Annotated in this window: 25 protein-coding genes; 13 read left to right on the forward strand and 12 right to left on the reverse strand. The window is 71.6% G+C overall.

Annotated elements, in window-relative coordinates:
- Nucleotides 1-34 precede the first annotated feature (34 nt).
- From ACFYP4_RS26720 to serC, 3 genes are all read left to right on the forward strand, one after another.
- The gene (locus ACFYP4_RS26720; protein WP_358853981.1) at nt 35-1201 is read left to right on the forward strand and encodes a cytochrome P450; all 1167 of its coding nucleotides are present in this window, start codon (nt 35-37) and stop codon (nt 1199-1201) included.
- Nucleotides 1198-2463 carry a cytochrome P450 gene (locus ACFYP4_RS26725; protein WP_388788663.1) on the forward strand — a complete coding sequence of 422 codons (1266 nt, stop codon included), beginning with the start codon at nt 1198-1200 and terminating at the stop codon, nt 2461-2463. Before ACFYP4_RS26720 ends, ACFYP4_RS26725 begins: the two co-directional genes overlap by 4 nt.
- A 152-nt stretch (nt 2464-2615) precedes the next feature.
- On the forward strand, nt 2616-3734 hold the full coding sequence (gene serC / locus ACFYP4_RS26730) for a phosphoserine transaminase (protein ID WP_358853962.1): 1119 nt from the start codon (nt 2616-2618) through the stop codon (nt 3732-3734).
- Between the two features lie 67 nt (nt 3735-3801).
- Here the strand turns inward: serC and ACFYP4_RS26735 are convergent, their stop codons facing one another.
- Nucleotides 3802-3978 carry a DUF397 domain-containing protein gene (locus ACFYP4_RS26735; protein WP_388788817.1) on the reverse strand — a complete coding sequence of 59 codons (177 nt, stop codon included), beginning with the start codon at nt 3976-3978 and terminating at the stop codon, nt 3802-3804.
- Nucleotides 3979-3980: 2 nt separating this feature from the next.
- Entirely contained in the window at nt 3981-4844 is an 864-nt protein-coding gene (locus ACFYP4_RS26740) for a helix-turn-helix domain-containing protein (RefSeq protein WP_388788667.1), read from the reverse strand.
- Between the two features lie 136 nt (nt 4845-4980).
- Here ACFYP4_RS26740 and ACFYP4_RS26745 point away from each other — a divergent pair, with 136 nt between their 5' ends.
- Both ACFYP4_RS26745 and ACFYP4_RS26750 read left to right on the forward strand, forming a co-directional pair.
- The gene (locus ACFYP4_RS26745; protein ID WP_388788670.1) at nt 4981-5412 is read left to right on the forward strand and encodes an ATP-binding protein; all 432 of its coding nucleotides are present in this window, start codon (nt 4981-4983) and stop codon (nt 5410-5412) included.
- A gap of 16 nt (nt 5413-5428) precedes the next feature.
- Nucleotides 5429-5692, forward strand: coding sequence for a hypothetical protein (locus ACFYP4_RS26750; protein ID WP_358853965.1), 264 nt, complete (start codon nt 5429-5431; stop codon nt 5690-5692).
- 33 nt (nt 5693-5725) lie between these two features.
- Here ACFYP4_RS26750 and ACFYP4_RS26755 read toward each other — a convergent pair whose 3' ends face one another.
- The 3 genes from ACFYP4_RS26755 to ACFYP4_RS26765 form a co-directional block, all read right to left on the reverse strand.
- Nucleotides 5726-7267, reverse strand: coding sequence for a cellulase family glycosylhydrolase (locus tag ACFYP4_RS26755; RefSeq protein WP_388788673.1), 1542 nt, complete (start codon nt 7265-7267; stop codon nt 5726-5728).
- A gap of 156 nt (nt 7268-7423) precedes the next feature.
- The gene (locus tag ACFYP4_RS26760; RefSeq protein ID WP_388788676.1) at nt 7424-8272 is read right to left on the reverse strand and encodes a helix-turn-helix domain-containing protein; all 849 of its coding nucleotides are present in this window, start codon (nt 8270-8272) and stop codon (nt 7424-7426) included.
- A gap of 17 nt (nt 8273-8289) precedes the next feature.
- The gene (locus ACFYP4_RS26765) at nt 8290-9057 is read right to left on the reverse strand and encodes a DUF6879 family protein (RefSeq protein WP_388788679.1); all 768 of its coding nucleotides are present in this window, start codon (nt 9055-9057) and stop codon (nt 8290-8292) included.
- 189 nt (nt 9058-9246) lie between these two features.
- Here ACFYP4_RS26765 and ACFYP4_RS26770 point away from each other — a divergent pair, with 189 nt between their 5' ends.
- Together ACFYP4_RS26770 and ACFYP4_RS26775 are read left to right on the forward strand one after the other, a co-directional pair.
- A complete protein-coding gene (locus tag ACFYP4_RS26770; protein WP_388788682.1) occupies nt 9247-9471 on the forward strand; it encodes a DUF397 domain-containing protein in 225 nt (74 codons plus the stop codon).
- Nucleotides 9472-9573: 102 nt separating this feature from the next.
- On the forward strand, nt 9574-10044 hold the full coding sequence (locus ACFYP4_RS26775; protein ID WP_358853970.1) for a hypothetical protein: 471 nt from the start codon (nt 9574-9576) through the stop codon (nt 10042-10044).
- Between the two features lie 11 nt (nt 10045-10055).
- Here the strand turns inward: ACFYP4_RS26775 and ACFYP4_RS26780 are convergent, their stop codons facing one another.
- Nucleotides 10056-11054 carry a WD40 repeat domain-containing protein gene (locus ACFYP4_RS26780; RefSeq protein ID WP_388788685.1) on the reverse strand — a complete coding sequence of 333 codons (999 nt, stop codon included), beginning with the start codon at nt 11052-11054 and terminating at the stop codon, nt 10056-10058.
- 88 nt (nt 11055-11142) lie between these two features.
- Between ACFYP4_RS26780 and ACFYP4_RS26785 the strand changes: the two genes are divergently transcribed.
- The 3 genes from ACFYP4_RS26785 (at nt 11143) to ACFYP4_RS26795 (ending at nt 13573) form a co-directional block, all read left to right on the forward strand.
- Nucleotides 11143-11823 (forward strand): SGNH/GDSL hydrolase family protein, encoded by a 681-nt coding sequence (locus ACFYP4_RS26785; RefSeq protein ID WP_358853972.1) that lies wholly within the window; start codon nt 11143-11145, stop codon nt 11821-11823.
- 111 nt (nt 11824-11934) lie between these two features.
- Nucleotides 11935-12522, forward strand: coding sequence for a Uma2 family endonuclease (locus ACFYP4_RS26790; RefSeq protein ID WP_358853973.1), 588 nt, complete (start codon nt 11935-11937; stop codon nt 12520-12522).
- A gap of 61 nt (nt 12523-12583) precedes the next feature.
- Entirely contained in the window at nt 12584-13573 is a 990-nt protein-coding gene (locus tag ACFYP4_RS26795; RefSeq protein WP_388788689.1) for an aldo/keto reductase, read from the forward strand.
- Nucleotides 13574-13800: 227 nt separating this feature from the next.
- Here the strand turns inward: ACFYP4_RS26795 and thpR are convergent, their stop codons facing one another.
- The 3 genes from thpR to ACFYP4_RS26810 form a co-directional block, all read right to left on the reverse strand.
- On the reverse strand, nt 13801-14370 hold the full coding sequence (gene thpR / locus ACFYP4_RS26800) for an RNA 2',3'-cyclic phosphodiesterase (protein WP_388788691.1): 570 nt from the start codon (nt 14368-14370) through the stop codon (nt 13801-13803).
- 125 nt (nt 14371-14495) lie between these two features.
- Nucleotides 14496-15845: an MFS transporter gene (locus ACFYP4_RS26805; protein ID WP_358853976.1), complete on the reverse strand. Its 1350-nt coding sequence runs from the start codon at nt 15843-15845 to the stop codon at nt 14496-14498.
- Nucleotides 15846-15903: 58 nt separating this feature from the next.
- Complete coding sequence (locus tag ACFYP4_RS26810; protein WP_358853977.1) at nt 15904-16341, reverse strand: MarR family transcriptional regulator; 438 nt, start codon at nt 16339-16341, stop codon at nt 15904-15906.
- Between the two features lie 144 nt (nt 16342-16485).
- Here ACFYP4_RS26810 and ACFYP4_RS26815 point away from each other — a divergent pair, with 144 nt between their 5' ends.
- A complete protein-coding gene (locus ACFYP4_RS26815) occupies nt 16486-16668 on the forward strand; it encodes a ribbon-helix-helix protein, CopG family (RefSeq protein WP_388788695.1) in 183 nt (60 codons plus the stop codon).
- 66 nt (nt 16669-16734) lie between these two features.
- On the opposite strand, the gene ACFYP4_RS26820 is transcribed toward ACFYP4_RS26815, so the two are convergent.
- The gene (locus tag ACFYP4_RS26820; RefSeq protein WP_358854309.1) at nt 16735-18189 is read right to left on the reverse strand and encodes an NCS2 family permease; all 1455 of its coding nucleotides are present in this window, start codon (nt 18187-18189) and stop codon (nt 16735-16737) included.
- Between the two features lie 313 nt (nt 18190-18502).
- Here ACFYP4_RS26820 and ACFYP4_RS26825 point away from each other — a divergent pair, with 313 nt between their 5' ends.
- Entirely contained in the window at nt 18503-18772 is a 270-nt protein-coding gene (locus ACFYP4_RS26825) for a DUF2530 domain-containing protein (RefSeq protein WP_358854308.1), read from the forward strand.
- A gap of 109 nt (nt 18773-18881) precedes the next feature.
- A complete protein-coding gene (locus ACFYP4_RS26830) occupies nt 18882-21275 on the forward strand; it encodes an HAD-IC family P-type ATPase (RefSeq protein ID WP_358854307.1) in 2394 nt (797 codons plus the stop codon).
- A 22-nt stretch (nt 21276-21297) separates the two neighbouring features.
- On the opposite strand, the gene ACFYP4_RS26835 is transcribed toward ACFYP4_RS26830, so the two are convergent.
- Both ACFYP4_RS26835 and ACFYP4_RS26840 read right to left on the reverse strand, forming a co-directional pair.
- Nucleotides 21298-22164, reverse strand: a complete 867-nt coding sequence (locus tag ACFYP4_RS26835; protein WP_358854306.1) for a calcium-binding protein — start codon at nt 22162-22164, stop codon at nt 21298-21300.
- A gap of 209 nt (nt 22165-22373) precedes the next feature.
- Nucleotides 22374-25532: a sacsin N-terminal ATP-binding-like domain-containing protein gene (locus tag ACFYP4_RS26840; RefSeq protein WP_388788700.1), complete on the reverse strand. Its 3159-nt coding sequence runs from the start codon at nt 25530-25532 to the stop codon at nt 22374-22376.
- Between the last annotated feature and the right edge of the window lie 107 nt (nt 25533-25639).

The following is a 25639-nucleotide window of genomic DNA, read 5'->3' on the forward strand; positions in this document are numbered from 1 at the left end:
GAGCGCGCCCAGGTTCCAGACCGAACCCGCAGCGATGTACCGGGAGCTGCGGCGCGAACACGGCGCCGTGACCCCGGTGGTCCTCGACGGCGACATCCCGGCGTGGCTGGTCCTCGGCTACCGCGAGCTGCACCAGGTGACCGGCGACCCCGTGCTGTTCAGCCGGGACTCCGAGCTGTGGAACCAGTGGGACCGCATCCCCGACGACTGGCCGCTGCTGCCGATGATCGGCCGCAAGCAGCCCTCGATCCTCTACACGGTCGGCGAACGGCACCGCGAACGCGCCGCGATGATCAGCAACGCGCTCGAGGGCGTCGACCCCTTCGAACTGCGCGCCCACGCCGAGAAGTTCGCCGACGAGCTGATCGACGCGGTCTGCGCCAAGGGCGAGACGGACATCGTCGGGGACTACGCGGCGCTGCTGCCGGTCCGCGTACTGGCCCGGCTGTACGGCTTCTCCGACGAGGAGGGGCCGGGCCTGGTCACCGCCCTGAACGACATGATCAACGGACGCGAGGGCGCGCTGGAGGGCCAGCGGCACCTCGCCTCCTCCATGGCCCGGCTGCTCGCCGACCGCAAGGCCGAGCCCGCGCACGACGTGGTCTCCCGCATGCTCGCGGACCCCTCCGGGTTCACGGACGAGGAGATCGTGCAGGACCTGATGGTCATGATGGCCGCGGGCCACCAGCCGACCGCGGACTGGATCGGGAACTCGCTGCGCCTGATGCTCACGGACGCGCGCTTCGCGGCCTCGCTGTTCGGCGGCCGCAACAGCGTCGCCGAGGCCATGAACGAGGTCCTGTGGGAGGACACCCCCACCCAGAACGTGGCGGGCCGCTGGGCCTCCCGCGACACCCAGCTCGGCGGCCGCCGCGTCCGCGCCGGGGACCTGCTGCTGCTCGGCCTCCAGGGTGCCAACTCCGACCCGCAGGTCCGCACCGACGGGTCCGCCCTGACCGGCGGCAACAACGCCCACTTCTCCTTCGGCCACGGTGAGCACCGCTGCCCGTTCCCGGCCCAGGAGGTCGCCGAGGTCATCGCGCGGACCGGGATCGAGGTCGTCCTGGACCGGCTGCCGGACATCGACCTCGCCGTCCCCGCGGACGCCCTCTCCCGCCGCCCGTCGCCCTGGCTGCGCGGGCTCAGCGAGCTCCCTGTGCGGTTCACCCCGACCCCGGCCCTTGGAGGCACGCCCGCATGACCACCCAGACGAGTCCGGCCGACGCCGAGACCACGCGTATCGTCCTGGACCCCTTCGTCACCGACCTCGACGGTGAGAGCGCCCGGCTGCGCGAGGCGGGACCGCTGGCCGCCGTGGAGCTGCCCGGCGGCGTCCCGGTGTGGGCGGTCACCCGTCACGCCGAGGCCCGCGCGCTGCTCACCGACCCCCGGCTGGTGAAGGACATCAACGTCTGGGGCGCTTGGCAGCGCGGCGAGATAGCCCCCGACTGGCCGCTGATCGGGCTCGTCAACCCGGGCCGCTCCATGCTCACCGTGGACGGCGCCGACCACCGGCGGATGCGCACGCTCGTCGCGCAGGCCCTCACGCCCCGCCGCGTGGAGCGGATGCGCGGGCGGATCGCCGAGCTGACCGAGGGGCTCCTCGACGGGCTGGCCGGCTCCGCCGGCGACGTCGTCGATCTGAAGGCCGCGTTCGCCTACCCGCTGCCGATGTACGTCGTCGCCGACCTCATGGGCATCGACGAGGCGAAGCTGCCCCGGCTGAAGGTGCTGTTCGAGAAGTTCTTCTCCACCCAGACCCCGCCCGCGGAGGTCATCGCCACGCTCACCGAGCTGGCCGGGATCATGGCGGAGACCGTCGCGGCGAAGCGGGAGGCGCCGGGCGACGACCTCACCAGCGCGCTGATCCTCGCCTCGGAGGACGGGGACCACCTCACCGACGAGGAGATCGTCTCCACCCTCCAGCTGATGGTCGCCGCGGGCCACGAGACGACGATCTCCCTGATCGTCAACGCGGTGGTGAACCTGTCCACCCATCCGGAGCAGCGCGCGCTCGTCCTGTCGGGTGCGGCCGACTGGTCCGCGGTCGTCGAGGAGACCCTGCGGTACGCGACGCCGACCTCGCACGTCCTGATCCGCTTCGCGACCGAGGACGTCCCCGTCGGGGACCGGGTCATCCCGGCGGGTGACGCGCTCATCGTGTCGTACGGGGCGATCGGGCGCGACGAGCAGGCGCACGGGCCCACGGCGGGCGACTTCGACATCACCCGCACGTCCGCGAACCGGCACATCTCGTTCGGCCACGGGCCGCACGTGTGCCCCGGCGCCGCGCTCTCCCGCCTGGAGGCGGGCGTCGCCCTGCCCGCCCTCTACGAGCGCTTCCCCGACCTCGACCTCGCGGTCCCCGCGGACTCCCTCCGCAACAAGCCCGTGGTCACCCAGAACGACCTCTTCGAACTGCCGGTGCGCCTGCGGACCGGTTCCGGCCGGTCCGACGTCTGAGGACGGGCGCGCGGCGCGACGCGGGGATGCAGCCCCCACGGGACGGGACGGGCAGGGCCGGAGGGGGGCGAGACCCCCGCGGGGCCGCCCCCCTCGTCTCACCCGACGGACGACGTTTCACCCGCGTTTGCGGAAACGGCTAGGCTCCGGCCGTGGCTGAGATCCAGATTCCCTCCGACATCAAGCCCGCTGACGGACGTTTCGGCGCGGGTCCCTCCAAGGTGCGGACAGAGGCGCTGGACGCCCTGGCCGCCACCGGCACCTCCCTGCTGGGCACCTCCCACCGCCAGGCTCCGGTCAAGAACCTGGTCGGCAAGGTCCGCGAGGGCGTGAGCGAGCTGTTCTCGCTGCCCGAGGGCTACGAGGTCGTCCTCGGCAACGGCGGCTCCACCGCGTTCTGGGACGTCGCGACCCACGGCCTCATCGAGAACAAGTCGCAGCACCTGAACTTCGGCGAGTTCTCGTCGAAGTTCGCGAAGGCGTCGAAGCTCGCTCCCTGGCTGGCCGAGCCCACCGTGATCGCCAGCGACCCGGGCACGCACCCCGAGCCGGCCGCCGAGGCGGGCGTGGACGTCTACGCGTTCACCCACAACGAGACCTCCACCGGTGTCGCCGCCCCGATCAAGCGGGTCGCGGGCGCCGACGAGGGCTCCCTGGTCCTCGTGGACGCGACGAGCGGCGCCGGCGGCCTGCCCGTCGACATCGCCGAGACGGACGTCTACTACTTCGCCCCGCAGAAGTCCTTCGCCTCCGACGGCGGCCTGTGGATCGGCGTCTTCTCCCCCGCCGCGATCGAGCGCGCCGAGCGCGTCCACGCGAGCGGGCGTCACGTGCCGGAGTTCTTCTCGCTGCCGACGGCGATCGACAACTCCCGCAAGAACCAGACGTACAACACCCCGGCGCTGGCCACCCTCTTCCTGCTGAACGAGCAGCTGGAGTGGATCAACGGCCAGGGCGGCCTGGACTGGTCCACGGCCCGTACGAAGGACTCCTCGTCCCGCCTGTACGGCTGGGCGGAGGAGTCGAAGCACGCGACCCCGTTCGTCACCGACCCGGCCAAGCGCTCCCAGGTCATCGGCACGATCGACTTCTCGGACGAGATCGACGCCGCCGCCGTCGCCAAGGTGCTGCGCGCCAACGGCATCGTGGACACCGAGCCCTACCGCAAGCTCGGCCGCAACCAGCTCCGCGTCGCCATGTTCCCGGCGATCGACCCGGCGGACGTCGAGGCGCTGACGAAGTGCGTCGACTACGTGATCGAGAAGCTGTAACCCCACGCAGTACGACGACGAAGGGCGCCCGGCGGGAGAACCGCGGGGCGCCCTTCGTCGTCGTGCGTCAGAACTGCCGGAGGAACGCCTGCCATCCCTCACGGGAGACGGTGAGGAGGGGGCCGTCCTGCCGCTTGCTGTCACGGACGGCTCGGCCGCGGTCGGCGGTGGGGGCGACCTCTACACAGTCCCCCTGCTGGGCGGAGTACGACGACTTCCGAAAGGAGCCCACAACCTCGGTCACCATCATTCTTCCTTCATGCTCCGCAGTACGTCCCGGATGAGTCGCGCGCTCTCCTCCGGTGCCAGTGCCGCCGATCGTAGTAGGTCGAACGCGTTGCCGTAAGCCGCGAGATCATCCGGCGCTTCGAGTACCGACGTGCCTCGCAGGTTCTCCATGGCCACGGCCTCGACAGTGGGCTCCGAGTCGAAACTGAACGACGAGAACGCCGGGATCGAGCCCACCAGCACTCCCGCACCGAGCGGCAGAACCTGCACAGTGACGTTCTGCCTCCTCATGGCCGCCAGGATCGCGGACAGTTGCTCCCGGTGGGTTTCGAGGCTCACCAGGGGGTGCGCGACGGCGACCTCCCAGAAGATGGCGGTGTACGAGGCCCCGCCCTCTCCGATCTTCGCCTGGCGCCCTTCCCTGACCTTCACCAACTGCTCCAGCACCTCCGGAGCGATGTAGCCAGGACCAGCCTCGATGATCGCTTCCGCGTAGGCCGGGGTCTGCAACAAGCCGGGAATGAGGGCGGGTTGCCACTGTCGAATGTAGGTCGCGTCGTCCTCCAACGCGATGTGGTCCAGGTAGTCCGGCCGCAGATGTTCCGCATGCTCCAGCCACCAGCCCCGGTTCTTGGAGTGCTTGGCCAACTCCTCCAGTTTGGAGCGCACTTCCGGGTCCTCGACGCCGTACGCGTCCAGCAGCAACCGCACCTCGATGACACGGGCGGTGACAGTCCCGCTCTCAAGGCGGCTGATCCTGGCCTGGCTTGCCGCGATCACCTCGGCGGCCTTCGGCTGGTCGTACTTCGCGGCGAGCCGGTACCGCCTGAGCGCAGTTCCCAAACGCCTGCTGCGTACCGTCGGCCGTCCACCTGCGGGCATGGATCTCCCCTCTTCTCCGGCCAAGATGCCACATGGGCCGACGATTTCGCGAAGAGATCACTCGATCGAGTGCACGACTGAATGCATTCACCCGAATCCGTTGCACTCGCGCTGAATACGGCCGTACCTTCCGGTCATGCCCCCCACCGAAACCTTCCGCATCCCCAAGCACCGCAGGCACGTGCCGACGGCCCGCCGGCACTTACTCAAGGCCCTCGCGGACTGGGGGATCGCGGGCGAACTCGCCCAGGACGTCGCACTCCTGGCGAACGAACTCGTCACCAACGCGGTGACCCACTGCCGGGTCTCCTGCGCCGAGGTGCGGGTCACGCTCGTCCTGCACGGTCCGGCACTGGTCCTGGAGGTGTCCGACCCGGACCGGGACAGGCTCCCCGCCCCGCACGACCCGTCCCCGGACGAGGAGGGCGGACGCGGCCTCGCGCTCGTGGCGGCGCTGGCCGACTCGTGGGGGTGCCGACGGGAGCCGCACGCCAAGTGCGTGTGGGCCCGGTTCGCGCTCCCGACGACGCAGAGGCCGGGGGGTACACATGTTCCGTCGCCTTCGTGACCGGGTGGCCCGCCTGATGGCCCGACGCAGACCCCGCGTCACCGAGGTGGACGACCGGCACCTCGCACGGGAGGTGCGGACGCCCGACCCGTACGTGTGGCGGCTGCCAAGCCCCTACGAGGCCCGCTGGCGGCGCTGGTCCAGGCGGTCCTGGGCCTGCGGCCGACGACTCCCCTTCCCGCGTGAGGAGCCGTGCTGGCAGCAGACCCCGGACCGCCCCCGGCCACCCGCCTGGGAGACGGACGAGGACGTCGTACGGCCGTACGTCCTCAGACCGTGACCCCGGGTTTGCCCCGGAGGGCCGCCGTTCCGGTCAGGCCGCCGAGCAGCTCACCGTCGGCACGCTCCCGCCACCCGGGGCACCCCCGAACCCGAAGCTCGCCGAACCGCCCGCCGCGAGCGCGCCGTTGTGTGCCGCACTGGACGCGGTGACGCTCGCGCCGCTCTGGGTGTACGAGGCGTTCCACATGCTGGTGACCTTCTGGGCGCCGCTCCAGGTCCACGTCAATCGCCACGAGTTGATCGCGGTGGTACCCGTGTTGGTCACCTTCACCTCGGCGTTGAAGCCGCCGCCCCAGTCGCTGCTGACGGTGTAGGCGGCGGTGCACGCCGGGGTGGTCCCACCGCCGCCCCCGCCGCCACCGCCACCGCCACCGGCGGGGAAGCCGGGCGCCTTGATGCTCGCCAGGTAGCCGTCCTTGACCGTGTCGACGCTCGTCCAGTCGTCCTTCAGGATCCCGCCGGTGTCACCGGAGTTGGGGTTCCACGACCAGAAGGTCCAGGAGAAGCTGTCGGCCCCGGCGGTGGCGGTCGGCCGCAGGTAGGAGACCAGTGCGGCCAGCCACTTCTGGTCCACGGGCGACTGGAGGTTCGTGCCGAACTCGCCCACCCACACCGGCGCGATGTTCTGCTTGAAGATGTAGCCCCAGTACTTGTCCCAGACGCCCGGCATGTTGGCGGGGAACGACGGATCGCTGAACCAGCTCTGCTGGGCGACGCTGGTGGCGTAGTCGTGGGCGGAGTAGACGACCCGGTTCGCCACGTCCAGTTGCACCGGGTACTGCGCGACGCCCATCAGGTTGCCGCCCCACCATCCGGAGACCCCGGCGAACGTCTGCACCCCCTCCACGAAGATCAGCAGGCTGGGGTTCACGGCCAGGACCGCGTTGCCGGCGCGCTGCGCGGCGAGCCGCCAGTCCGTCGCCTGGTCGCCGCAGCCCCAGCAGGCCGGGTCGTGCGGCTCGTTGTGCAGGTCGATGCCGATGACGGCGTCCTGGCCGGCGTAACGCGTCGCCAGCGCCTTGAGGTTGGCGATCCAGGTCGACTCCGGGACGGCGGCGGTGTACCAGAGCGCGGACTGGCCGCCCGAATCCGGCCGGTGCCGGTCCAGGATGACCTTCAGGCCGTCCTGGCCCGCGTACGCCACGAGCTTGTCCATGACCTGGAGGGAGCTGAGCCCCTGGAGGTCAGCGTTCTTGCCTGCGGAGAAGTCGATGCCCGTGGGGACGGTCCCGCTCTTGAAGATGTCGTCGCTGTAGGGCAGCCGGATGGTGTTGTAGCCCAGCGTCTTCATCTGGTCGATCATGCTCTTGTAGTCGCGCGACCAGAGGCCGTGGACCACGTGGTTGCCGGTCTCGAAGCCGAACCAGTTGATGCCGGCGATGCGTACGGCCCGGCCGTCGGCGTCCAGGATCTGCCGGCCGCTGGTGTGCCAGTAACCGGCACCGGGCGCGGTGGCCGCGGCGTGCGCGGTCTGGGCGACCGCGAGCGGCAGCACGAGCGCGCACACGGCGGCGACCGCCGTGAGGGCTCTGCGGACGAGGCGCGTGAGGCGCTTCGGATACGTGAGGCGCATGTCGCTGGTCCCTTCCGGGGAGGGACGCGGCTCCGGAACCGAGTGGGAGCGCTCCCACAAGACCGCGTGCCTCTATCGAACGTATCGACTGTGGACACGTCAAGTGAGCGGACGAAATCCGCGGTTGCGGGGACGGTTGGCGGGGCCCCTTCGTCCTCAGACCCTGATCCCCCGCCGGACGCGAGCGATCACCTGCTGGGCGTCGGTTCCGAAGACGGCCGACTCCGCCAGCGTGTCCCAGACGCGCCGGTACAGAACAATCGTTTCGGCATCGTCCAGCCAGAGTTCGGCGTGCCAGTCCTCGACGACGACCAGGCGCTCGTCCAGCATGCAGAACGAATTGCCCAGCGCCGTCCGCAGCTGGGCATCGAGCGGCAGGATCCCCATGCGCACGGTGTCCATGCCCACCACGCCGAGCAGTCGGTCGAGTTGAGCGGCCAGTACCTCCGGCGGACAGATCCGGGCCCACAGCACACTCTCGTGCATGAGAAGGTTCAACCGCTTGCCCGGCCGGTACAACCACTCCTGTCGTTTCATACGCCCCCGTACCGCGCTCTCCGTGTCCCGTGGCGCATTCTGGAGTACGGCGTGGTGCTCGAAGACGTAGCGGGCATACTCGGCCGTCTGAAGCATCCCGCTGACGGCGGCGTTACTGAGCGCGTGCATGCTCCGAGCGTTGGAGGTGAGGGTGTTCCAGGTCTCCTGCACGGGGCCGTGCCCGGCCGCGAGCTGACGTCGCCAGGAGCGGATGTGGCTCTCGAACCCCTTGAGTCGTGCGCGCAGTTCACCGAAGGCGGCGGCCTGGCAGGTCGCCTCGGCCCAGGCCCGCAGGTCGTCGTCCGTGGGCGTCTGCCGGCCGTTCTCCAGCTTGCTGACCTTCGACTGCTGCCAGCCAAGCCGCTGCGCGAGCTGGTCACCGGTGAGCCGACCACCTGGGCACTCCATGCGCAACTCCCGCAGCCTGCGGCCCAGTTCCTCGCGCGCCCTCTGATAGTCGGTGCTCACCTGTACCGTTCTCGCCCTTACCCGTCGTTGCGCATCTGCGCCATGAACCGCTGTCGCGACACGGCGTGGTGCCATGCAGCATCTCGCACCATGGAGCAGCGCACCACCTCCGCGGGTTCCGTGATCAGGTCCACGTGGGTGAGCTGGTCGTCGCGATCGAACCGCAGGAGGGCGATGAGACGGCTGTCGAACAACCAGAAGTCCTCGGCGGGAAGCCGGAGTCGGTCCGCGTCGTCCCGCCACAGGTTGCGGATGTCCTCACCGTTGCCGATGTTCCACCTGGCACTGTCGAGGAGATAGAGCTGACCGGTCGTGGGGGGCCGGTCCACGATGCGCACTCGTTCGATCCGCTTTCCCTGCGCGGTCTGCGCGCGGATCATGTCGCCGAATCTATTGTGCTCCGCGCCCAACACCGAGTCGTCCCCGACCGTTCCGGTCTCGACGAACCGGCCCCAGCGGTCCGTCGCCTCGTCACTCGCGTAGCGCCGACGCGTCTCCAGCCGCCACGCGGTGTGCTCGAACCTGGCGAACAGGCCGTTGAACTCATCGAGGTCGATCGTCCGCGCCTGCCGCGCCCGCCCCTTCGGCGACCAGTCGACGAGCAGGTCCCGCGGAACCACGACCGCGACCTCACCCGCAGAGAGGTGCCGAAGCTGCGCGACGTCGTCGGGGTCGGACAGCGGGGGCCCGTGCACGACGACTTCCCCGGTGTCCAAGTCCTCGTGCAAGGACGGACATCCGCTGATGTCACTGCCAGTCCCGTTGAAACGCAGCCTGCGCGCCATGCGATCCCCTTCGGTCGCGACGATCTCCGTGCACCAAGCATCTCGACTCCGCTGAGTGCACGTCCACGCATGCCGAGTAGTCGCGCGAGAATAACGGAGAATATTTCGCGCCTTCCCGAACTGCCGCCACCTACGGTGATCACGCAGTGCAAACGGCCGGTTACATAGGCGATACGGAAAGGCACCATCATGCAGCAAGGAAGCGACCTCTACGCGCTCGATCTCCCCTCGGCCTCGTTCAAGCAGGCGTGCGGGGGCCCCTGTACCGAGGGGTGCGTGACCCTGGCCCGGATCGGTGAGGACGCCTGGGCCCTCGGCGACAGCAAGCGCCCCGACAAGGAGCCGCTGCGGTTCACCACCGGGGAACTGGGTGCGGCCGGGATCGACCCCGCGCGGTTCGGCCTGACCAGCTGAACCACCCCTCTTCCCGCCCCGGCCGGCCCTGGTACGTACGCGATCCGCCAGGGACGGCCGGGGTCTCGCGACCGCCGAGACGGCACACCGGACAGGACTCCCGTGCACCACCACGGATATCTGTGGACCGGCCCGAAGGACCGCTTCGACCAGGAAGCGCTCCGCAGGCCGCCCCACCCCGAGCCCCCACCGCCCGACGCCCGACCCGAACTGATCCAGCGGTACCGCGCCGTGGCCGCGGAGTTCCCGGTCTGCGACCTGCCCCCGCTGGAAACCGCGTACTGGCTCGTCAAACCGCCCTCGCTGGTCCGCGGCACCTGGCCGGAACCGGGACAGGCGGCCGCGTGGCTCGATGCCCGACTGGCCGAGTACGCAACCCGGTTCACCTCCGAGGCGCAGCGCGACGCCGGTCACCTGGCCGGCCTCGTCACGTCGGCGGCGGAGGGGCTGAGGTCGGGCGGTGACCTGTCGTGGGGCTTCTATCTGGAACGCCCCTCATACCTCTCCCTGGCGCTGGTCACCTGCTCCCCGAACCGCACGGACCCCACCCTCCCGTGCCCCCTGGCCCGGTGACGCCGGGGCGCTCACCGCCGGCGGCGCAGCCGGCGGCCGCCGAACACCGCCGCCGCCGCGAGCGCCACCACGACGACGGCGCCGGTGCCGACCCTGGAACCACCGGCCGCCCCGCCGTCCCCGTCGCTCTTGCCGTCCGCCGAACCGCCGCCCCCGGAGGGGGACTTGCCGTCCCCGGACCCCGGTACGTCGCCGGACTGCACCGCGCTCCGCTCCCCCTCCGTCCCGTACATCAGCCGGGACCCGTCGGCGGTGTAGGTGACGGACTCACCCTGGCCCTGCAACGGCACGTCGAGCCCCGCCTCCCGCTCGGGCTTCCCGCCGTTCCACCGGTAGGCGATGCCGCCGAGGTAGCCGCGCACGGCGAGCTGCTTCCCGTCCGGGGAGAACGCCCCGTCGGTGGTCCACAGGCCGATGTCGGCGACGCGCCGGAAGACGTTCGTGCCGGAGGCGGAGAGCCGGGCGGGTGCCTCGTACAGGCCGCCGCCGTCCTCGTTCTTCGAGACGATGTAGACCCGCCCGGTCTTCGGGTGCACCATCATCGCCTCGGCGTCCCGGGGGCCGTCCGCGTACTTCACGACGTACTGCGTGGCACGGATCGTCCGGTCCGCCAGCTTCTTCGGCTCGGGCAGTTCGTAGAGCCACACGTGGTCCCACCTGCCGCCGAAGTTGTCACCGATGTCGCCGACCCAGATCCGGTTGCCCGGCCCGACGGAGATGGCCTCGACGTCCCGGGGCGCGCCGATGCCGCTCAGGGTGACGGTGGCGACCGTCTTCCCGGTCCGGCTGTCGACCGCGTACAGGTAGGGTCCGTCGTCGCTGTCGTTGTGGGTCCAGTACACGCCGGGGTGCAGCCGCGAGGCTGCCAGCCCGCTGGACTCGGTGATCCGCGGGTCCTCGATGGTGAACCCGCCGTCGTCGGCGGCGGCCGGCGCGGCCGGGCCCGCGGCGAGCAGGGTCCCGGAGGCGGCGAGCAGGGCCCCGGCGAGGAGAGAGAACGGTCGGCGCATGCGCCAAGCCTGCCATCCGTGCCCGCAGTTCACTCCGCGTGGTCAGCCTCACATCCCGCCCGCCCCGGTGATCGACGATGATGAGCGGATGCTCAGGTTCATGCCCGTAGGCGATTCGATGACGATCGGAAGCCCGGGCGAACACACGTGGCGCTACCGGTTGTGGCAGCACCTGCGCGCGGCGCACGGCGGGCCGTTCCGCATCGTCGGCCCGCGCGAGACGCTGTACGACCCGGCGACCGGCTCGCCCGGCTCGTACGCGTACGCCGACCCGGACTTCCCCCGCGCCCACCTGGCCGGCTGGGGCGAGGGCTGGCTCCACATGGCCCCCCTGATCCGCGAGACGGTCCGCGCCGAGCGCGCCGACGTCCTGCTGGTCTCCCTCGGACTGATCGACCTGGGCTTCTACACGAACGCGGAGCAGACGGCGCGGAACGTGCGCCGCTTCGTCGCCGAGGCCCGCGAGGCGAACCCGCGCGTCCGGATGGTCCTCCTGCCGGTGATACCCAACGTGCGCGCGGAGTCCGACGCGCCGTTCGCCGCCGAGGTCGCCGCCTTCAACGTCCTGCTGGCCAAGGCCGTCGCCGACCTGGACGAGCCCCGCTCCCCCCTCCTGCTGGCGTCGCCGCCCGCCTCGTACGACATCCACCTGGACACGTACGACGGCACCCACCCGAACGCGAGCGGCGAACACAAGATCGCGGAGGGATTCGCGACGGCGATGCACCAGGCATGGGGCCTCGGCGCGCCCTACGCCGTCACCGCCTGACCGGACAACCGGGCCGGGCAGCGCGCGGTCCCTTGGAGACCTCGCGACCGTGCGTATCGTTGTACCTCGCGACCGCACTCGACCGAGTCACGACCGGGGAGGAGCGCCACGATGACCGTCCTTGAAGACAGGATCGAGATGGCCGACGACAACGGCGAGCCGACTCTGGACGCGCTGTTCGAGTCCATCGAGCGCGCCGCCCCCGAGGGATTCAAGGCAGAGGTCGTCGAGGGGGCCGTCTTCATGGTGCCGCAGCGGAGCACTCACTGGATGATCATCCGCAGGATCGTCCACGCCCTGGACGACACGTTCGGCATGGACGCCCTGGTCCTGTCCGACGTACGGATCGACTTCCCGGGCCACCGCAACGGCTTCTGCCCCGACGTGGCGAAACTGCGCGACGGGGCGCGGCAGGACGCGACGGGGCACTGGCTCACCCAGGACATCGAATTCGTCGCCGAAGTGCTCTCCAAGGCGACGGCCCCGAACGACTACGGACCCAAGAAGAGCGCCTACGCCTGCGCCGAAGTCCCGGTCTACCTCATCGTGGATCCGTACACCGGCAAGTGCCACGTCCACACCCAGCCCAAGAACGGCGACTACGTCACGGAGACCACCGTCGCCTTCGGCGGAGACGTGGAACTGACCGTGAGCGGCACCGGCCTCACCCTCGCGACCGGTGATTTCCCGCGCGACTGACCGCGCCGCCCGCCCTGCCACCCTTGCCTGGAGCGCACTCCAGCGCGTTGGCTTGGGGACCATGGAGTACACGCAGCTCGGACGCACGGGACTCAAGGTCAGCCGGCTCGTCCTCGGCACCATGAACTTCGGACCTCAGACCGACGAACCCACCAGTCACGCGATCCTGGACTCGGCGCTGGACGCGGGACTGAATTTCGTGGATACGGCGAACGTGTACGGCTGGGGCGAGAACAAGGGCCGTACCGAAGAGATCATCGGCAGCTGGTTCGCCAAGGGCGGCGAGCGCCGCGACAAGGTCGTGCTCGCCACCAAGGTGTACGGGAACATGGCCGCCGACGGTGACGCCTGGCCCAACCACGACAAGCTCTCCGCGGTGAACATCCGGCGCGCCGTCGACGCCAGCCTGAAGCGCTTGCAGACCGACTACATCGACCTCTACCAGTTCCACCACGTCGACCGCAGCACTCCCTTCGAGGAGATCTGGCAGGCGATCGACGTGCTGGTGCAGCAGGGCAAGATCCTTTACGCCGGGTCCTCCAACTTCCCCGGCTACAAGATCGCCCAGGCCAACGAGGCCGCCGCCCGCCGCGGCAGCTACGGCCTGGTCAGCGAGCAGTGCCTCTACAACCTCGCCGAGCGCCGCGCCGAGATGGAGGTCATCCCGGCGGCGCAGGAGTACGGGCTCGGGGTCATCCCCTGGTCGCCGCTGCACGGCGGACTGCTCGGCGGGGTGATCAAGAAGGAGGCGCAGGGCGGACGCCGGGCGAGCGGCCGGGCCGCGGACTCCCTCGCCAACACCACCATCCGCGCGCAGATCCAGTCGTACGAGGACCTGCTCGACAAGCACGGCCTGGAGCCGGGCGAGGCGGCGCTGGCCTGGCTGCTGACCCGTCCCGGCGTCACCGGCCCGATCGTCGGCCCGCGTACGGCCGAACAGCTGGAGTCGGCGCTGCGCGCCGTCGAGCTGGAGCTGTCGGAGGAGGTGCTGACGTCCCTGGACGAGATCTTCCCGGGTCCCGGGCCGTCGCCCGAGGCGTTCGCCTGGTAGACCGGGGCCGCCCCGTGCGCCGGGGCCCCTCGGGTCCTGACGTGCGGCGCCCCGGGGCACGGCACGTCCGGCGGCGGCGGTCTACTTGACCGCCGCCGCCAGCGCCACGACGACGAACATCAGCACGAGCACACCGGCCATGATCCGGTTCCGGGTCTTAGGGTCCACGGGGTCGAGGTTATCCGGCCGCCGCCGCCGGGCCTCAGCCGCCCGCCCCCGCCGGGGCCTCAGCCGCCCTTTCCCAGGGGCCAACGGGCGACCGTCTCGTACCGCGGCTGCTCCCCCGGCGCCCCCGACACCGGCAGGTTGCTGCGGACGAGGCTCAGCGCGCCCACGGTCCACTCCCGTCCGGCGAAGGCGTCCAGGGCGGTGACGCAGGGGCCGAGGTCGGCCGTGCCGCGGCTGCGGGCCACCGTCAGATGCGGCCGGTACCGGCGGTGCTCCTCCGTCGGCACGCCCGCCTTCCTCGCCGCGGCCGCGGCACGCCCGGCCAGCAGCCGCAGCGCGCCGACGTCCCCCGCGGCGCCCGTCCACAGTGCCCGGCCGCCGAAGTGGCCGCCGCCGCGCAGGGCGAGCGGGAACGGTTCGGTGCGGCGGGCGGCGCGCGCCAGCCGCTCGGAGAGCTCCGGGACGACGTCGTCCGCCACCTCGCCGTAGAAGGCGAGGGTGAAGTGCCAGCCGGGGCGGCCGGTCCAGCGCAGCGCGTCCGCGCCGGGCAGCCGCCGCAACCCGTCCACGGCGGCGGCGAGTTCCCGCACCGCGTCCTCGGGTGGGAGCACCGCCGCGAAGAGTCTCATGTGGTCACCCTGGCAGGGAACGGAGCACGTGGCGAGCGGCCTCCGCCGTGGACGCCGCCTCGCCCGGCCGGCCCGGGGCCGGGCGACCCGGGTCCGGGTGGCGGCGGGCGTCCGCGGCGGAGGGCTCACGCGGCCGCGGTGAGCCGCTCCTTCGGTACGAAGCGGACCTGGGGGTGGCCGCGGTGCCAGCCGACGGACAGGCGCAGGCCGCCGACGCGGGCCAGGACCAGTCCCACGGTGGCCGCGGCGAGCGCCGACACCACCCCGCCGAGCGCGAAGCCGACGCGTGGGCCGTAGGCGTCCGTGACCCAGCCGACGAGGGGCGCGCCCAGCGGCGTACCGCCCATGAAGACCATCATGAACAGCGCCATGACCCGGCCGCGCATGGCGGGGTCGGTGGCCATCTGGACCGCCGTGTTCGCGGTGACGTTGACGGTCAGGCCGAAGACGCCGATCGGGACCATCAGCAGGGAGAACAGCCACAGGGACGGGGCGAGGGCCGCCGCCACCTCCAGCACGCCGAAGGCCAGGGCCGCGCCGCTCAGCACGCGCAGCCGGGCCGTGCCGCGGCGGGCGGCGAGCAGCGCGCCGGCCAGGGAGCCGAGCGCCATCAGGGTGTTGAAGAGGCTGTAGGCACCGGCGCCCGCGTGGAAGACGTCGTCGGCGTAGGCGGAGAGCCAGACCGGGAAGTTGAAGCCGAAGGTGCCGATGAAGCCGACGAGGACGATCGGCCAGATCAGCTCCGGGCGGCTCGCCACGTAGCTGAGGCCCTCGCGGAGCTGGCCCTTGCCGCGCGGGGTGCGCCGGGCCTGGTGCAGGTCGCGGCCGCGCATGAGCAGGAGGCTGACGACCGGCGCGACGAAGGACAGGCCGTTGCACAGGAACGCCCAGCCGGTGCCCACACCGGTGATCATCAGGCCCGCGACGGCGGGACCGACGAGGCGGGCGGACTGGAAGTTCGCGGAGTTCAGGCTGACCGCGTTCTGCAGCTGGCCGGGGCCGACCATCTCGGCGACGAAGGACTGGCGGGCCGGGTTGTCGACGACGGTGGCGAGGCCGACGGCGAAGGCCGCCACGTAGACGTGCCAGACCTGGACGTGTCCTGAGAGGGTCAGGAGGGCGAGGGCGAGGCCGGTGAGGCCCATCGCCGTCTGGGTGGCGAGCAGGACCGGGCGCTTGGGCAGCCGGTCGACCAGGACGCCGCCGTACAGCCCGAAGAGCAGCATGGGCAGGAACTGGAGCGCGGTGGTGATGCCGACCGCGGCGGAGGAGCCGGTCAGGCTGAGCACCAGCCAGTCCTGGGCGATGCGCTGCATCCAGGTGCCGGTGTTGGAGACGACCTGGCCGGTGAAGAACAGGCGGTAGTTGCGGATCCTCAGCGAGCTGAACATCGAGGACCTGGCGGTCCCGGAGTCGGGCGGGGTGTCGTGGGTGGCTGGTGCGGGGGCGGAGTCTGCTCCGGGTCCCGAACTCAACAGCGTTCGCCTCCTCGGGCGGGGTGGTTCGACGTCGGTGGCCGGCGGATGCGGCGGGTCACAGGTGCGCGAGCTTCTCCAGGACGGGGGCGGCGGCGCGGAGCTTGGCGCGCTCGTCCTCGTCGAGGGCGGCGACCAGTCCGGCCAGCCACGCGTTCCGCCGGCGGCGGCTCTCCTCGAGCATGGCCTCGGCCTGCTCGGTCTGCGTGACGACCTTCTGGCGCCGGTCCTCGGGGTGCGGCTCCAGCCTGACCAGTCCCTTGGCCTCGAGCAGCGCGACGATGCGGGTCATCGAGGGCGGCTGGACGTGCTCCTTGCGGGCCAGCTCGCCCGGGGTGGCCGAGCCGCAGCGGGCGAGGGTGCCGAGCACCGACATCTCGGTGGGGCTCAGCGACTCGTCGACCCGCTGGTGCTTGAGCCGGCGCGACAGGCGCATCACGGCGGATCGCAGGGAGTTCACGGCGGCGGCGTCGTCGCCATGGGGGAGGTCAGGCATGTTCTTTAGCGTAACTCATTACTCTGACTAAAGACCACTTGGCTGCCCGTGAAACGGACCACTGAACCCATGCGTCACTCGTACGAGTGAGACGAGTACGAAATCCGGCCCTCGCACCCGGGGAGTGCCGCGACTCTCGTCCGCATGGGGACCAGCGTGCTCAGCCTGCGGATGGACGGGGAGCTGCTCGACCGGCTCCAGCACCACGCCGCCAGAAGAGGAATGAGCGTCCAGGACTATGTCGTCCGGACGCTCGTTCGCGACGACTTCGACGAGCGGTTCCAGACCGCCGTCGAAGAGACGGAGAAGTTCTACGGGGTCACGTGAGCCCGCCGCCGCGCGGGGACGGGGTCACGGGGACCCCGCCGCCGCGCGGGAGCGGTGCCGGTCGGGTCAGGTCAGCCCGAGCGCCGGCATCAGGTAGTAGAAGCCGAACACCGCCGCCACGACGTACATCGCGACCGGGATCTCCCGGGCCCGGCCGACCGCGAGGCGCAGCACCACGAAGGTGATGAAGCCCATGCCGATGCCGTTCGTGATCGAGTACGTGAACGGCATCATCAGCATCGTCACGAACGCCGGGATCGCGATCGTGTAGTCCGCCCAGTCGATGTCCTTGATCGAGTGGGACAGGATCAGGAAGCCGACCGCGAGCAGGGCCGGGGTGGCCGCCTGGGACGGGACCATCGTGGCGATCGGGGTCAGGAACAGCGCCACGGCGAAGAGCAGGCCGGTGACGACGTTGGCGAAGCCCGTGCGCGCGCCCTCGCCGACGCCGGCGGTGGACTCCACGAAGCAGGTGGTGGCCGAGGAGGAGCTGGCGCCGCCCGCGGCGACCGCGATGCCGTCGACGAAGAGGACCTTGTTGATGCCGGGCATGTTGCCCTGGGCGTCGGTCAGCTTGGCCTCGTCGCTGACGCCCATGATCGTGCCCATCGCGTCGAAGAAGCACGACAGCAGGACCGTGAAGACGAACAGGACGCCGGTCAGCACGCCGACCTTCTCGAAGCCCCCGAAGAGGCTGACCTTGCCGACCAGGCCGAAGTCCGGGGTGGCGACGGGGTTGCCGGGCCACTTCGGGGTGGTCAGACCCCAGGACGGGATCTCGGCGACGGCGTTGACGATCACCGCGAGGACGGTCATCGCGACGATCGAGATGAGGATCGCGCCCGGCACCTTGCGCACGATCAGCGCGAGGGTGAGCAGTGTGCCGAGGACGAAGACCAGGACCGGCCAGCCGTTGAGGTGGCCGTCGGCGCCGAGCTGGAGGGGCACGGTGGTCTGCGCGGCGTCCGGGATGCGCGAGACGAAACCGGAGTCGACCAGGCCGATCAGCATGATGAACAGGCCGATGCCGATCGCGATGCCCTTGCGCAGGCCGAGCGGCACCGCGCTCATGACCCGCTCGCGCAGACCGGTGGCGACCAGCAGCATCACGACGAAGCCCGCGAGGACGACCATGCCCATGGCGTCCGGCCACGACATGCGGGGCGCGAGCTGGAGGGCGACGACCGTGTTCACCCCGAGTCCGGCGGCGAGCGCGATCGGCACGTTGCCGATGACGCCCATGAGCAGCGTGGTGAAGGCCGCGGTCAGGGCGGTCGCGGTGACCAGCTGGCCGTTGTCGAGGTGGTGCCCGTACATGTCCTTCGCGCTGCCCAGGATGATCGGGTTGAGCACGATGATGTAGGCCATCGCGAAGAAGGTGGCGAGACCGCCGCGGACCTCACGCCCCGGGGTCGAGCCCCGTTCGGAGATCTTGAAGTAGCGGTCGAGGGCACCGTGCGCGGGCCGCGGGGACGGCTGCTTCTCCGGTGTGGGGGCCGTGGTCGGGGCCGACGGGGACATGCGGGACCTCATACGTGCGGGGCCTCGGAGGGCCAGGACGGGCGCCGGGCGGAGCCGGATGGCGGAAGGGTTCGCGCGGCGGAACGTGACCGAGTCTGGCCGTCAGCTGATCACCAGAAGGTTTCGTCGACGTTTCTGTTGGAGTTTCGTACGAACAGAAAGAGCCAGCATCAAGCCGTTTCAGTATGAACATATGAGGCGGAAATCGCTATCTCCGCGCGTAGACCCCCGGTGAACTGCGGAAGCAACCGTTCCGCGCCGGCCGGGGCCGATCCCCGGCCGAGCCCGTCGGCCGGGCTCGTAAGCTGTGCCCATGGCCAAGTGGACCCCCAAGCACGAGGCGCCGGAGCCCCTGGAGGGGCCCGTCGTCGCCACCATCACGGGCGGCACGATCCTCTGGTTCGTCCTCTTCCTGGTGCAGCTCCCCTTCTACGGCTGGTTCGACGAGCACGGGCACACCTGGTGGGTGTGGACGTGCCTGGCCGGAGCCGGACTCGGCCTGATCGGCATCTGGTACGTCCGCAGGCGCGACGCGGCCATCAAGCGGGAGGCCGCGGCCAGGGACGCCGCTCCCGCGGAATAGCCGTCCCGTACGCCCACGGCAGCACTTGTCGGCGGCACCGTCCACCCCTGGTCGGATCTTTGGCGCACTCGGCGGGTGAAGCCGTATGTCCGCACGTACCGTCGAGTGCATGACGCACATGGAAGCGGGCGCCGAACTCGACCCGGTGCATCCGGTGCCCCCGCCCGGACGGGCGCGGGGGCTGAGCGGGGCCGAGGTGGCCGAGCGGGTCGCGCGCGGCGAGGTGAACGACGTCCCCGTGCGCAGCTCCCGCTCGTTGCGGGAGATCGTCCGGGCCAACGTCCTCACCCGGTTCAACGCGATCATCGGGGTGCTCTGGCTCGTCATGCTGTTCGTGGCGCCGTTCCAGGACAGCCTCTTCGGCTACGTGATCCTCGCGAACACCGGCATCGGCATCGTCCAGGAGTGGCGGGCCAAGAAGACCCTCGACTCCCTCGCGGTGATCGGCGAGGCGAGACCGACGGTCCGCCGGGACGGGGTGGCCGCCGAGGTCAGCGTCTCGCGGATCGTGCTCGGCGACGTCATCGAGATCGGGCCCGGCGACAAGATCGTCGTGGACGGCACCTGCGTGGAGGCCGAGGGCCTGGAGATCGACGAGTCCCTGCTCACCGGTGAGGCCGACCCGGTCGCCAAGCACACGGGCGACCAGGTGATGTCGGGCAGCTTCGTGGTCGCGGGCGGCGGCGCGTTCACGGCGACGAAGGTGGGCCGGGAGGCGTACGCGGTCCAGCTGGCCGAGGAGGCGTCCCGCTTCACCCTCGTCCACTCCGAGCTGCGCAGCGGCATCTCCACGATCCTCAAGTACGTGACGTGGATGATGATCCCGACGGCGCTCGGGCTCGTCGTCAGCCAGCTGGTGGTCAAGCAGAACGACTTCAAGGGCTCCGTCGCGCGCACGGTCGGCGGCATCGTGCCGATGGTGCCGGAAGGACTCGTCCTGCTGACCTCCGTCGCCTTCGCGATCGGCGTCATCCGGCTCGGCCGCAAGCAGTGCCTGGTCCAGGAGCTGCCGGCGATCGAGGGCCTCGCCCGCGTCGACACCGTCTGCCTCGACAAGACGGGCACGCTCACCGAGGGCGGCATGGACGTCACCGAGCTGCGTCCGCTGGGCGACAGCGACGAGGTGTACGTACGCAAGGTGCTCGGCGCGCTCGGCGAGTCCGACCCGCGCCCGAACGCCTCCCTGCGGGCCGTCGTCGCCGCCTACCCGGACAGCGAGGAGTGGCGCTGCACCGAGTCGCTGCCCTTCTCCTCGGCCCGCAAGTACAGCGGCGCGACCTTCAGCGAGGGCGACGGCGGGAGCAGCACCTGGCTGCTCGGCGCCCCGGACGTGCTGCTGTCGCCGCAGGATCCGGCGCTCGACGAGACGGAGCGGCTCAACGAGCAGGGGCTGCGGGTACTGCTGCTCGTCCGGACCTCCCGCGACCTGGAGGACGCCCGGGTCACGGAGGGCGTGCGGCCCACCGCCCTGGTCGTGCTGGAGCAGCGGCTGCGCCCGGACGCGGCGGACACGCTGCGGTACTTCGCCGAGCAGGACGTGCGGGCCAAGGTGATCTCCGGCGACAACGCGGTCTCCGTCGGCGCGGTGGCCGCGAAGCTGGGGCTCAGCGGCGAGACGGTGGACGCGCGCCGGCTCCCGGCGGAGCGCGGACGGATGGCGGAGGCGCTCGACGAGGGCACGGTGTTCGGGCGGGTCACCCCGCAGCAGAAGCGCGAGATGGTCGGCGCGCTCCAGTCACGCGGCCACACCGTGGCGATGACCGGGGACGGCGTGAACGACGTGCTGGCCCTCAAGGACGCCGACATCGGGGTGAGCATGGGCTCCGGTTCGGAGGCGACCCGGGCCGTGGCGCAGATCGTGCTGCTCGACAACAGCTTCGCGGCGCTTCCCTCGGTGGTGGCGGAGGGGCGCCGGGTCATCGGCAACATCACCCGGGTCGCGACGCTCTTCCTGGTGAAGACGGTCTACTCGGTGCTGCTGGCGGTGCTGGTGGTGTGCTGGCAGGTGGAGTACCCGTTCCTGCCGCGCCACCTGACGCTGCTCTCGACCCTGACGATCGGCGTGCCGGCGTTCTTCCTCGCGCTCGCCCCGAACGGGGAGCGGGCCAGACCGCACTTCGTGCGGCGCGTGATGCGGTACTCGATCCCGGGCGGGGTGCTGGCCGCGGTCGCCACCTTCGTGACGTATCTGATCGCCCGCCACCACTACCGCGGGGAGGACGCGCTGGCCGCGGAGACGAGCGCGGCGACCCTGACGCTCTTCCTGATCTCCATGTGGGTGCTGGCGATCATCGCCCGGCCCTACACCTGGTGGCGGGTCTGCCTGGTGGCGGCGATGGCGGGGGCGTTCGTGCTGGTGCTCGTCGTGCCCGGGCTCCAGCACTTCTTCGCGCTGAGGCTGGTGGGCTCGGTGGTGCCGTGGATCGCCGTGGGCATCGCGGCGGTGGCGGCGGCCGTCCTGGAGTTCCTGTGGAAATGGGTCGACCGCCGCTTCCCGGCGTGAACTCCCTCGCGGGAGTCAGGATTTACTGCACGTCGACGAAGTCACCCGTGGCCTTGACGGCCGGGGTGGTCGAGGTGCCCGCGAAGTTGTAGCGGAAGTAGCCGTCGGTGGCGGCCGTGACGGTGGTCTTCAGGGCGCCCGTGGAGGACGAGGTCACCGACTTGACGGTGGTGTAGGTGTCCGTGCCCTTCTTGCGGAACTGCAGCTGGACGGACTGGGCGGTGTAGCCGGCGTACTTGTGCGTGTCCCAGTTGGCGCGGGTCAGGGCGCCGGTGACCGTGATGGTCCGGCCCTTCTTGACGGGCTCCGGGGAGGCGTTGACGGTGAGCTTGGACAGACGCTGCACCTTGTGGGTGGTGCGGAAGTCGTCCCAGTACTCGCTGCCGTCATTGGCGAGGACGGCGGCGGTCACGTGCCAGGAACCGGCGAGCGCGTTGGCGTACAGGCCGTTCTCACCGGGCTCGCCCTGCGGGTCGGCCGTGATCGTCAGCTTGCAGGTCGACGTGGTGGCGCTGGACGCCGTGCAGGTCGCGGCCTCCTGGTCCGGGCCGAGGTAACCGTCGACATTGTCGAGGTCGCTGCCGTGCCAGAGGTCGATGTAGGCGTCCGCCACGCCGGAGGCGTGGCTGGCGGTCAGCGAGACGGTGACGGTCTTGAGGTTCGTGGTGCCGACCACGATGTCCTTGCCGGCGTTGACCGTCACGTTGGACACGGTCGGCACGGCGGTGGCGGTGAAGGTCGACCGCGCGGAGGCGGAGGAGCCGAAGCGCTCGGCGGCGCTCGGCTTGTCCACGTTCTGGACGCCGGCGTCAGCCTGGGCTGCCGGGACGGCAAGGGCGGCGAAGGCCAGGGCGCCGGTGACGGCGGCCACAGTGGCACGAATGCGCATGTAGTTCCCCATGAGGAGAGGGGCACCGCGGTCCGTCGCGGCCGCAAGGTGCCCGAATGATCGAGGAGTCCGAAGGACTCGCGTGATCAGATTCGCGACGGCGACGAAAGGTTGTACGTCGTCTGAACATTTGACAACCCTTGTGGCCCACGTCACGCGCACGGCACCCTCCGGGGTCACGCGCCCTCGGGCACGCGACCCCGGCCCGGTCAGTCGAACCAGCGGTCCCGCGCCAGCTCGTCCGTGCGGGACGGATCCTCCAGCAGCGCCGCCACCTCGAAGCGCCGCGGCCACTGGCGGGCCGCCCAGGCGAGTCCGGCCGCCACGCCCTCCAGGGTGGACGCGTGCAGCACCCCGTCCCGGGTGCGCCGCCAGTCCAGTTCCGTGCCGTCGACCACCAGCTCCCCGTGCTCGACGTACGACGCCGGAGCGGACGGACCCAGCAGCACCCGCACGGACTCCGGCACGTCGTGCTCGGTCCCCTCGGACGTCACCTCACCGGTCACCGACTCGCTCAGCCGCCGTACCTGGAACAGCTCGGCGAGTTCCGCGGCCAAGGCCGGCCGGACGGGCAGCAGCGGCATGCCGGCCGTGAAGGGCAGCAGATCGGGTGAGTCGACGACCACCGCGTCCGCCGCGTCCACGACCGTCACCCGCCCGTCGACGACGGCCCGCAGCTCCTCCGGCAGCGTCACCCTCTCCGGGTCCAGCTCGGCCAGAGCGCCGTAGAGGGCGTGCAGCTGGGCGGCGGACACCTCGCGCTCCGGGTCGGCGAGCCGGTCGAGAAGTTCGGCCGCACCGCCCGGCTCGTCGAGCAGGGCCGCCACCGACGTCCGTACCCCCAGCGCCCGCAGGACCTGCTCGTCGTCGAAGCCGCTCGCGTCGGCCTCCTCGTACAGGCCGTGCAGCAGCGGGTCGCCGCCCGCGGACCGCAGACCCGCCGGACGGCGCCCGTCGAGCACCGGGTGACCACGCAGCCACCAGGCGGTGTACGGCCGCACGATCTCGTGGGTGCCGTCCGGCAGCAGGATCCGTACCGGCTGGGTGAGCGCGTCCCGCAGCGGCGGCCGCGAGAGCAGGGCCAGCGCCTGCGGCCAGCGCTCGTCGTCCACCAGGTCCAGATCCCGTACGGCGACCAGCTCGGTGGCGACCGGCGGCACGGGCGTGTCGGGCAGCTGGTCCAGGACGTCCTCGCACCACACGTCGACGGCGTCGAGCAGCCCGGCGTCGTCCGGCTCGGCGAAGTCGCCGTCGCGCGGCTCCAGTTCGTCCGGGTCCAGTACCACGTCGGTGGCGCGGACCAGGGCGAACCCGGCGAGCACGCCGCACGCCGCGAGCGGCTGCTCGCCCCAGCGCCCGGCGAGTTCGGCGTCCACGAAGGCGAGTTCGCCCTCCCGCATGACCTGGGCGAACGGGCTGCCCGGGAGGACCAGTTCACCGGCGGGCGCCAGTTCGCCGTCCTCGTCGGGCAGGGCGAGGGCACCCAGCCACGGCTCGTCACCGGGGTCGAGGGCGGCGTCGCGGACGAGCGCGAGCACGGTCTCGGCCAGCTCCTCGGCGTCCGGGCCCGCCAGGTCCCAGCCCCCCTCGTCGTCCAGCGACGCGGCCACCGCGGCACGCACCTGGGGAGTGGTGAGGACGGCGCGGGGCGTGGCGGGCAGCGCGCCGAGCTTCTCCAGCAGCGGGTGGGCGGCGTCCGGGTGGGCGACCTTGAGCCCGAGCCGCGCCAGCGCCTCGGGAGCCACCTGCGCCCCGCCGCCGGACGGCAGCAGCACCTGGCGGGGCCCGATGGTCGTCCGGCCGTCCGCGAGCGGCACGGGAAGTCCCGAGAGCCGGTCCGGGTCGACGCCCGCCAGGCTGTCGTAGAGCCGCCGCCACCAGCCGGGTTCCTTCTCCAGACCCGCCAGCCGGTCCACGGCCTCCGTGAGCGGCACCCGGGCCACACCCAGCGTGCGCAGCTCCACCCGGCGTTCGAGGCCGGCCGGCAGCAGGCTGGGCAGCACCTCGGCGAGCACGCGCACGGTGTCGGCGCCCGCGCCCTCGACGACCTCGGCGTCCCGGGGCCGCAGTGCGACGGACGGGGCCGCGGTCTCCTCGGCACCCGGATCGGCCCAGTCGGCCGGGGACTCCGCGACGTCCGCCTCGACCGCCGGCGGCAGGAAGGCGGTGCGCGGCAGCCGGTCGAGGATCGCCTGCCGCAGCGCCCCGTCCAGCTCGCCCCTGCCGAGCGGGCCCGGTACGAGGTCGATGATGCCGGGGCCCACCGGGCGCCAGGCGGCGAGGAGTTCGGCGTACGCGTCCGCCGCCCGCTCCACCAGGAAGGCGGTCAGCGGGCCGGGGGCGGCGTGCCGCCGGGTGGTGTCGAGCGGGAGGGAGGCGATGAGCAGCGCGGGGACGCCGAGGGGCTCGTCGCTGGGGGTCGGCGCGTGCACGACGGGGCTGGTGCGGGGGCGGGCCGGGCCGCCGTCGGAGTCGACGGGCACCGCCCAGGTCACCGACCAGTGCGGACGCAGCCGCTCCTCGACGGGGCGGTCGGCCAGCAGCGCGGGTTCCAGGCCGCCGTGGCGGGCGACGGTGCGCCAGCGGGTGGTGCCGTCGCGGGAGTCCTCGACGGTCACACCGTCCTCGTCGGCACGGCGCCGCAGGGTACGGACGTCCCCGTCGCCCATCTCGACGACGACCTCCGCGAGGCCGGGCAGGGCGAGCAGCAGCGCGTCGTCGATGCCCCGCAGCAGCCGCTCGGCGAGGTCCTCGGCGGCGGCGTCGCGCAGCGGCAGGACGACGACGGTGTCGTACGGGTCGGGGGCGGAGCCCTCGGCGGCGAACGGGAGCCGCAGCAGCGGCACATGGCCGTCCCGGCGGCGGATCTCGTCGCCGAGCCCCGGGCTGTGCCGGGCCGTCTCCCCCGCCAGCTCGCGGGCCTCGGCCAGGGACCAGCGGACCCCGCCGTGCCGGCCGAGGACGGCCGGCTCGTCGGTCACCGCGAGCACGGCGGCGAAACCGACGCCGAAGCGGCCGACGGCCGTGTCGTGCGCGTCCCGCTTGGCGGAGGCGCGCAGCGTGGAGAGCGACTCGACGCCGGTCGCGTCGAGGGGGGCGCCGGTGTTGGCGGCGGCGAGCACCCCGTCGCGGAGGGTGAGCCGCAGGTGTCCCGGCGTTCCCGCCCTGGCCGCGGCGTCGGCGGCGTTCTGCGCGAGTTCGACGACGAGTCTGTCCCGGTAGCCGCCGAGGGCCAGGTCCTCCTCGGCGTTGGCGTCCTCACGGAAGCGGGCCGCGCTGGTGGCCCAGGCGTCCAGCACTCCGCGCCGCAGGCGCGCGGTCCCGAACGGGTCCGCACCCTCGGCTGCCGGCCGCACGAACTTGCTCACGGTTCACTCTCCCTCTCGTGTGGCGCGGCCGCGAGCGCGGGACCGGCCGCCGCACGAAGGTACCGCGCGGACGCGATCACCCCGTCCGGCGTCCTGCTCGTCCTGAC

This window comes from Streptomyces sp. NPDC005551 (assembly GCF_042871785.1).
Taxonomy (GTDB): Bacteria; Actinomycetota; Actinomycetes; order Streptomycetales; family Streptomycetaceae; genus Streptomyces.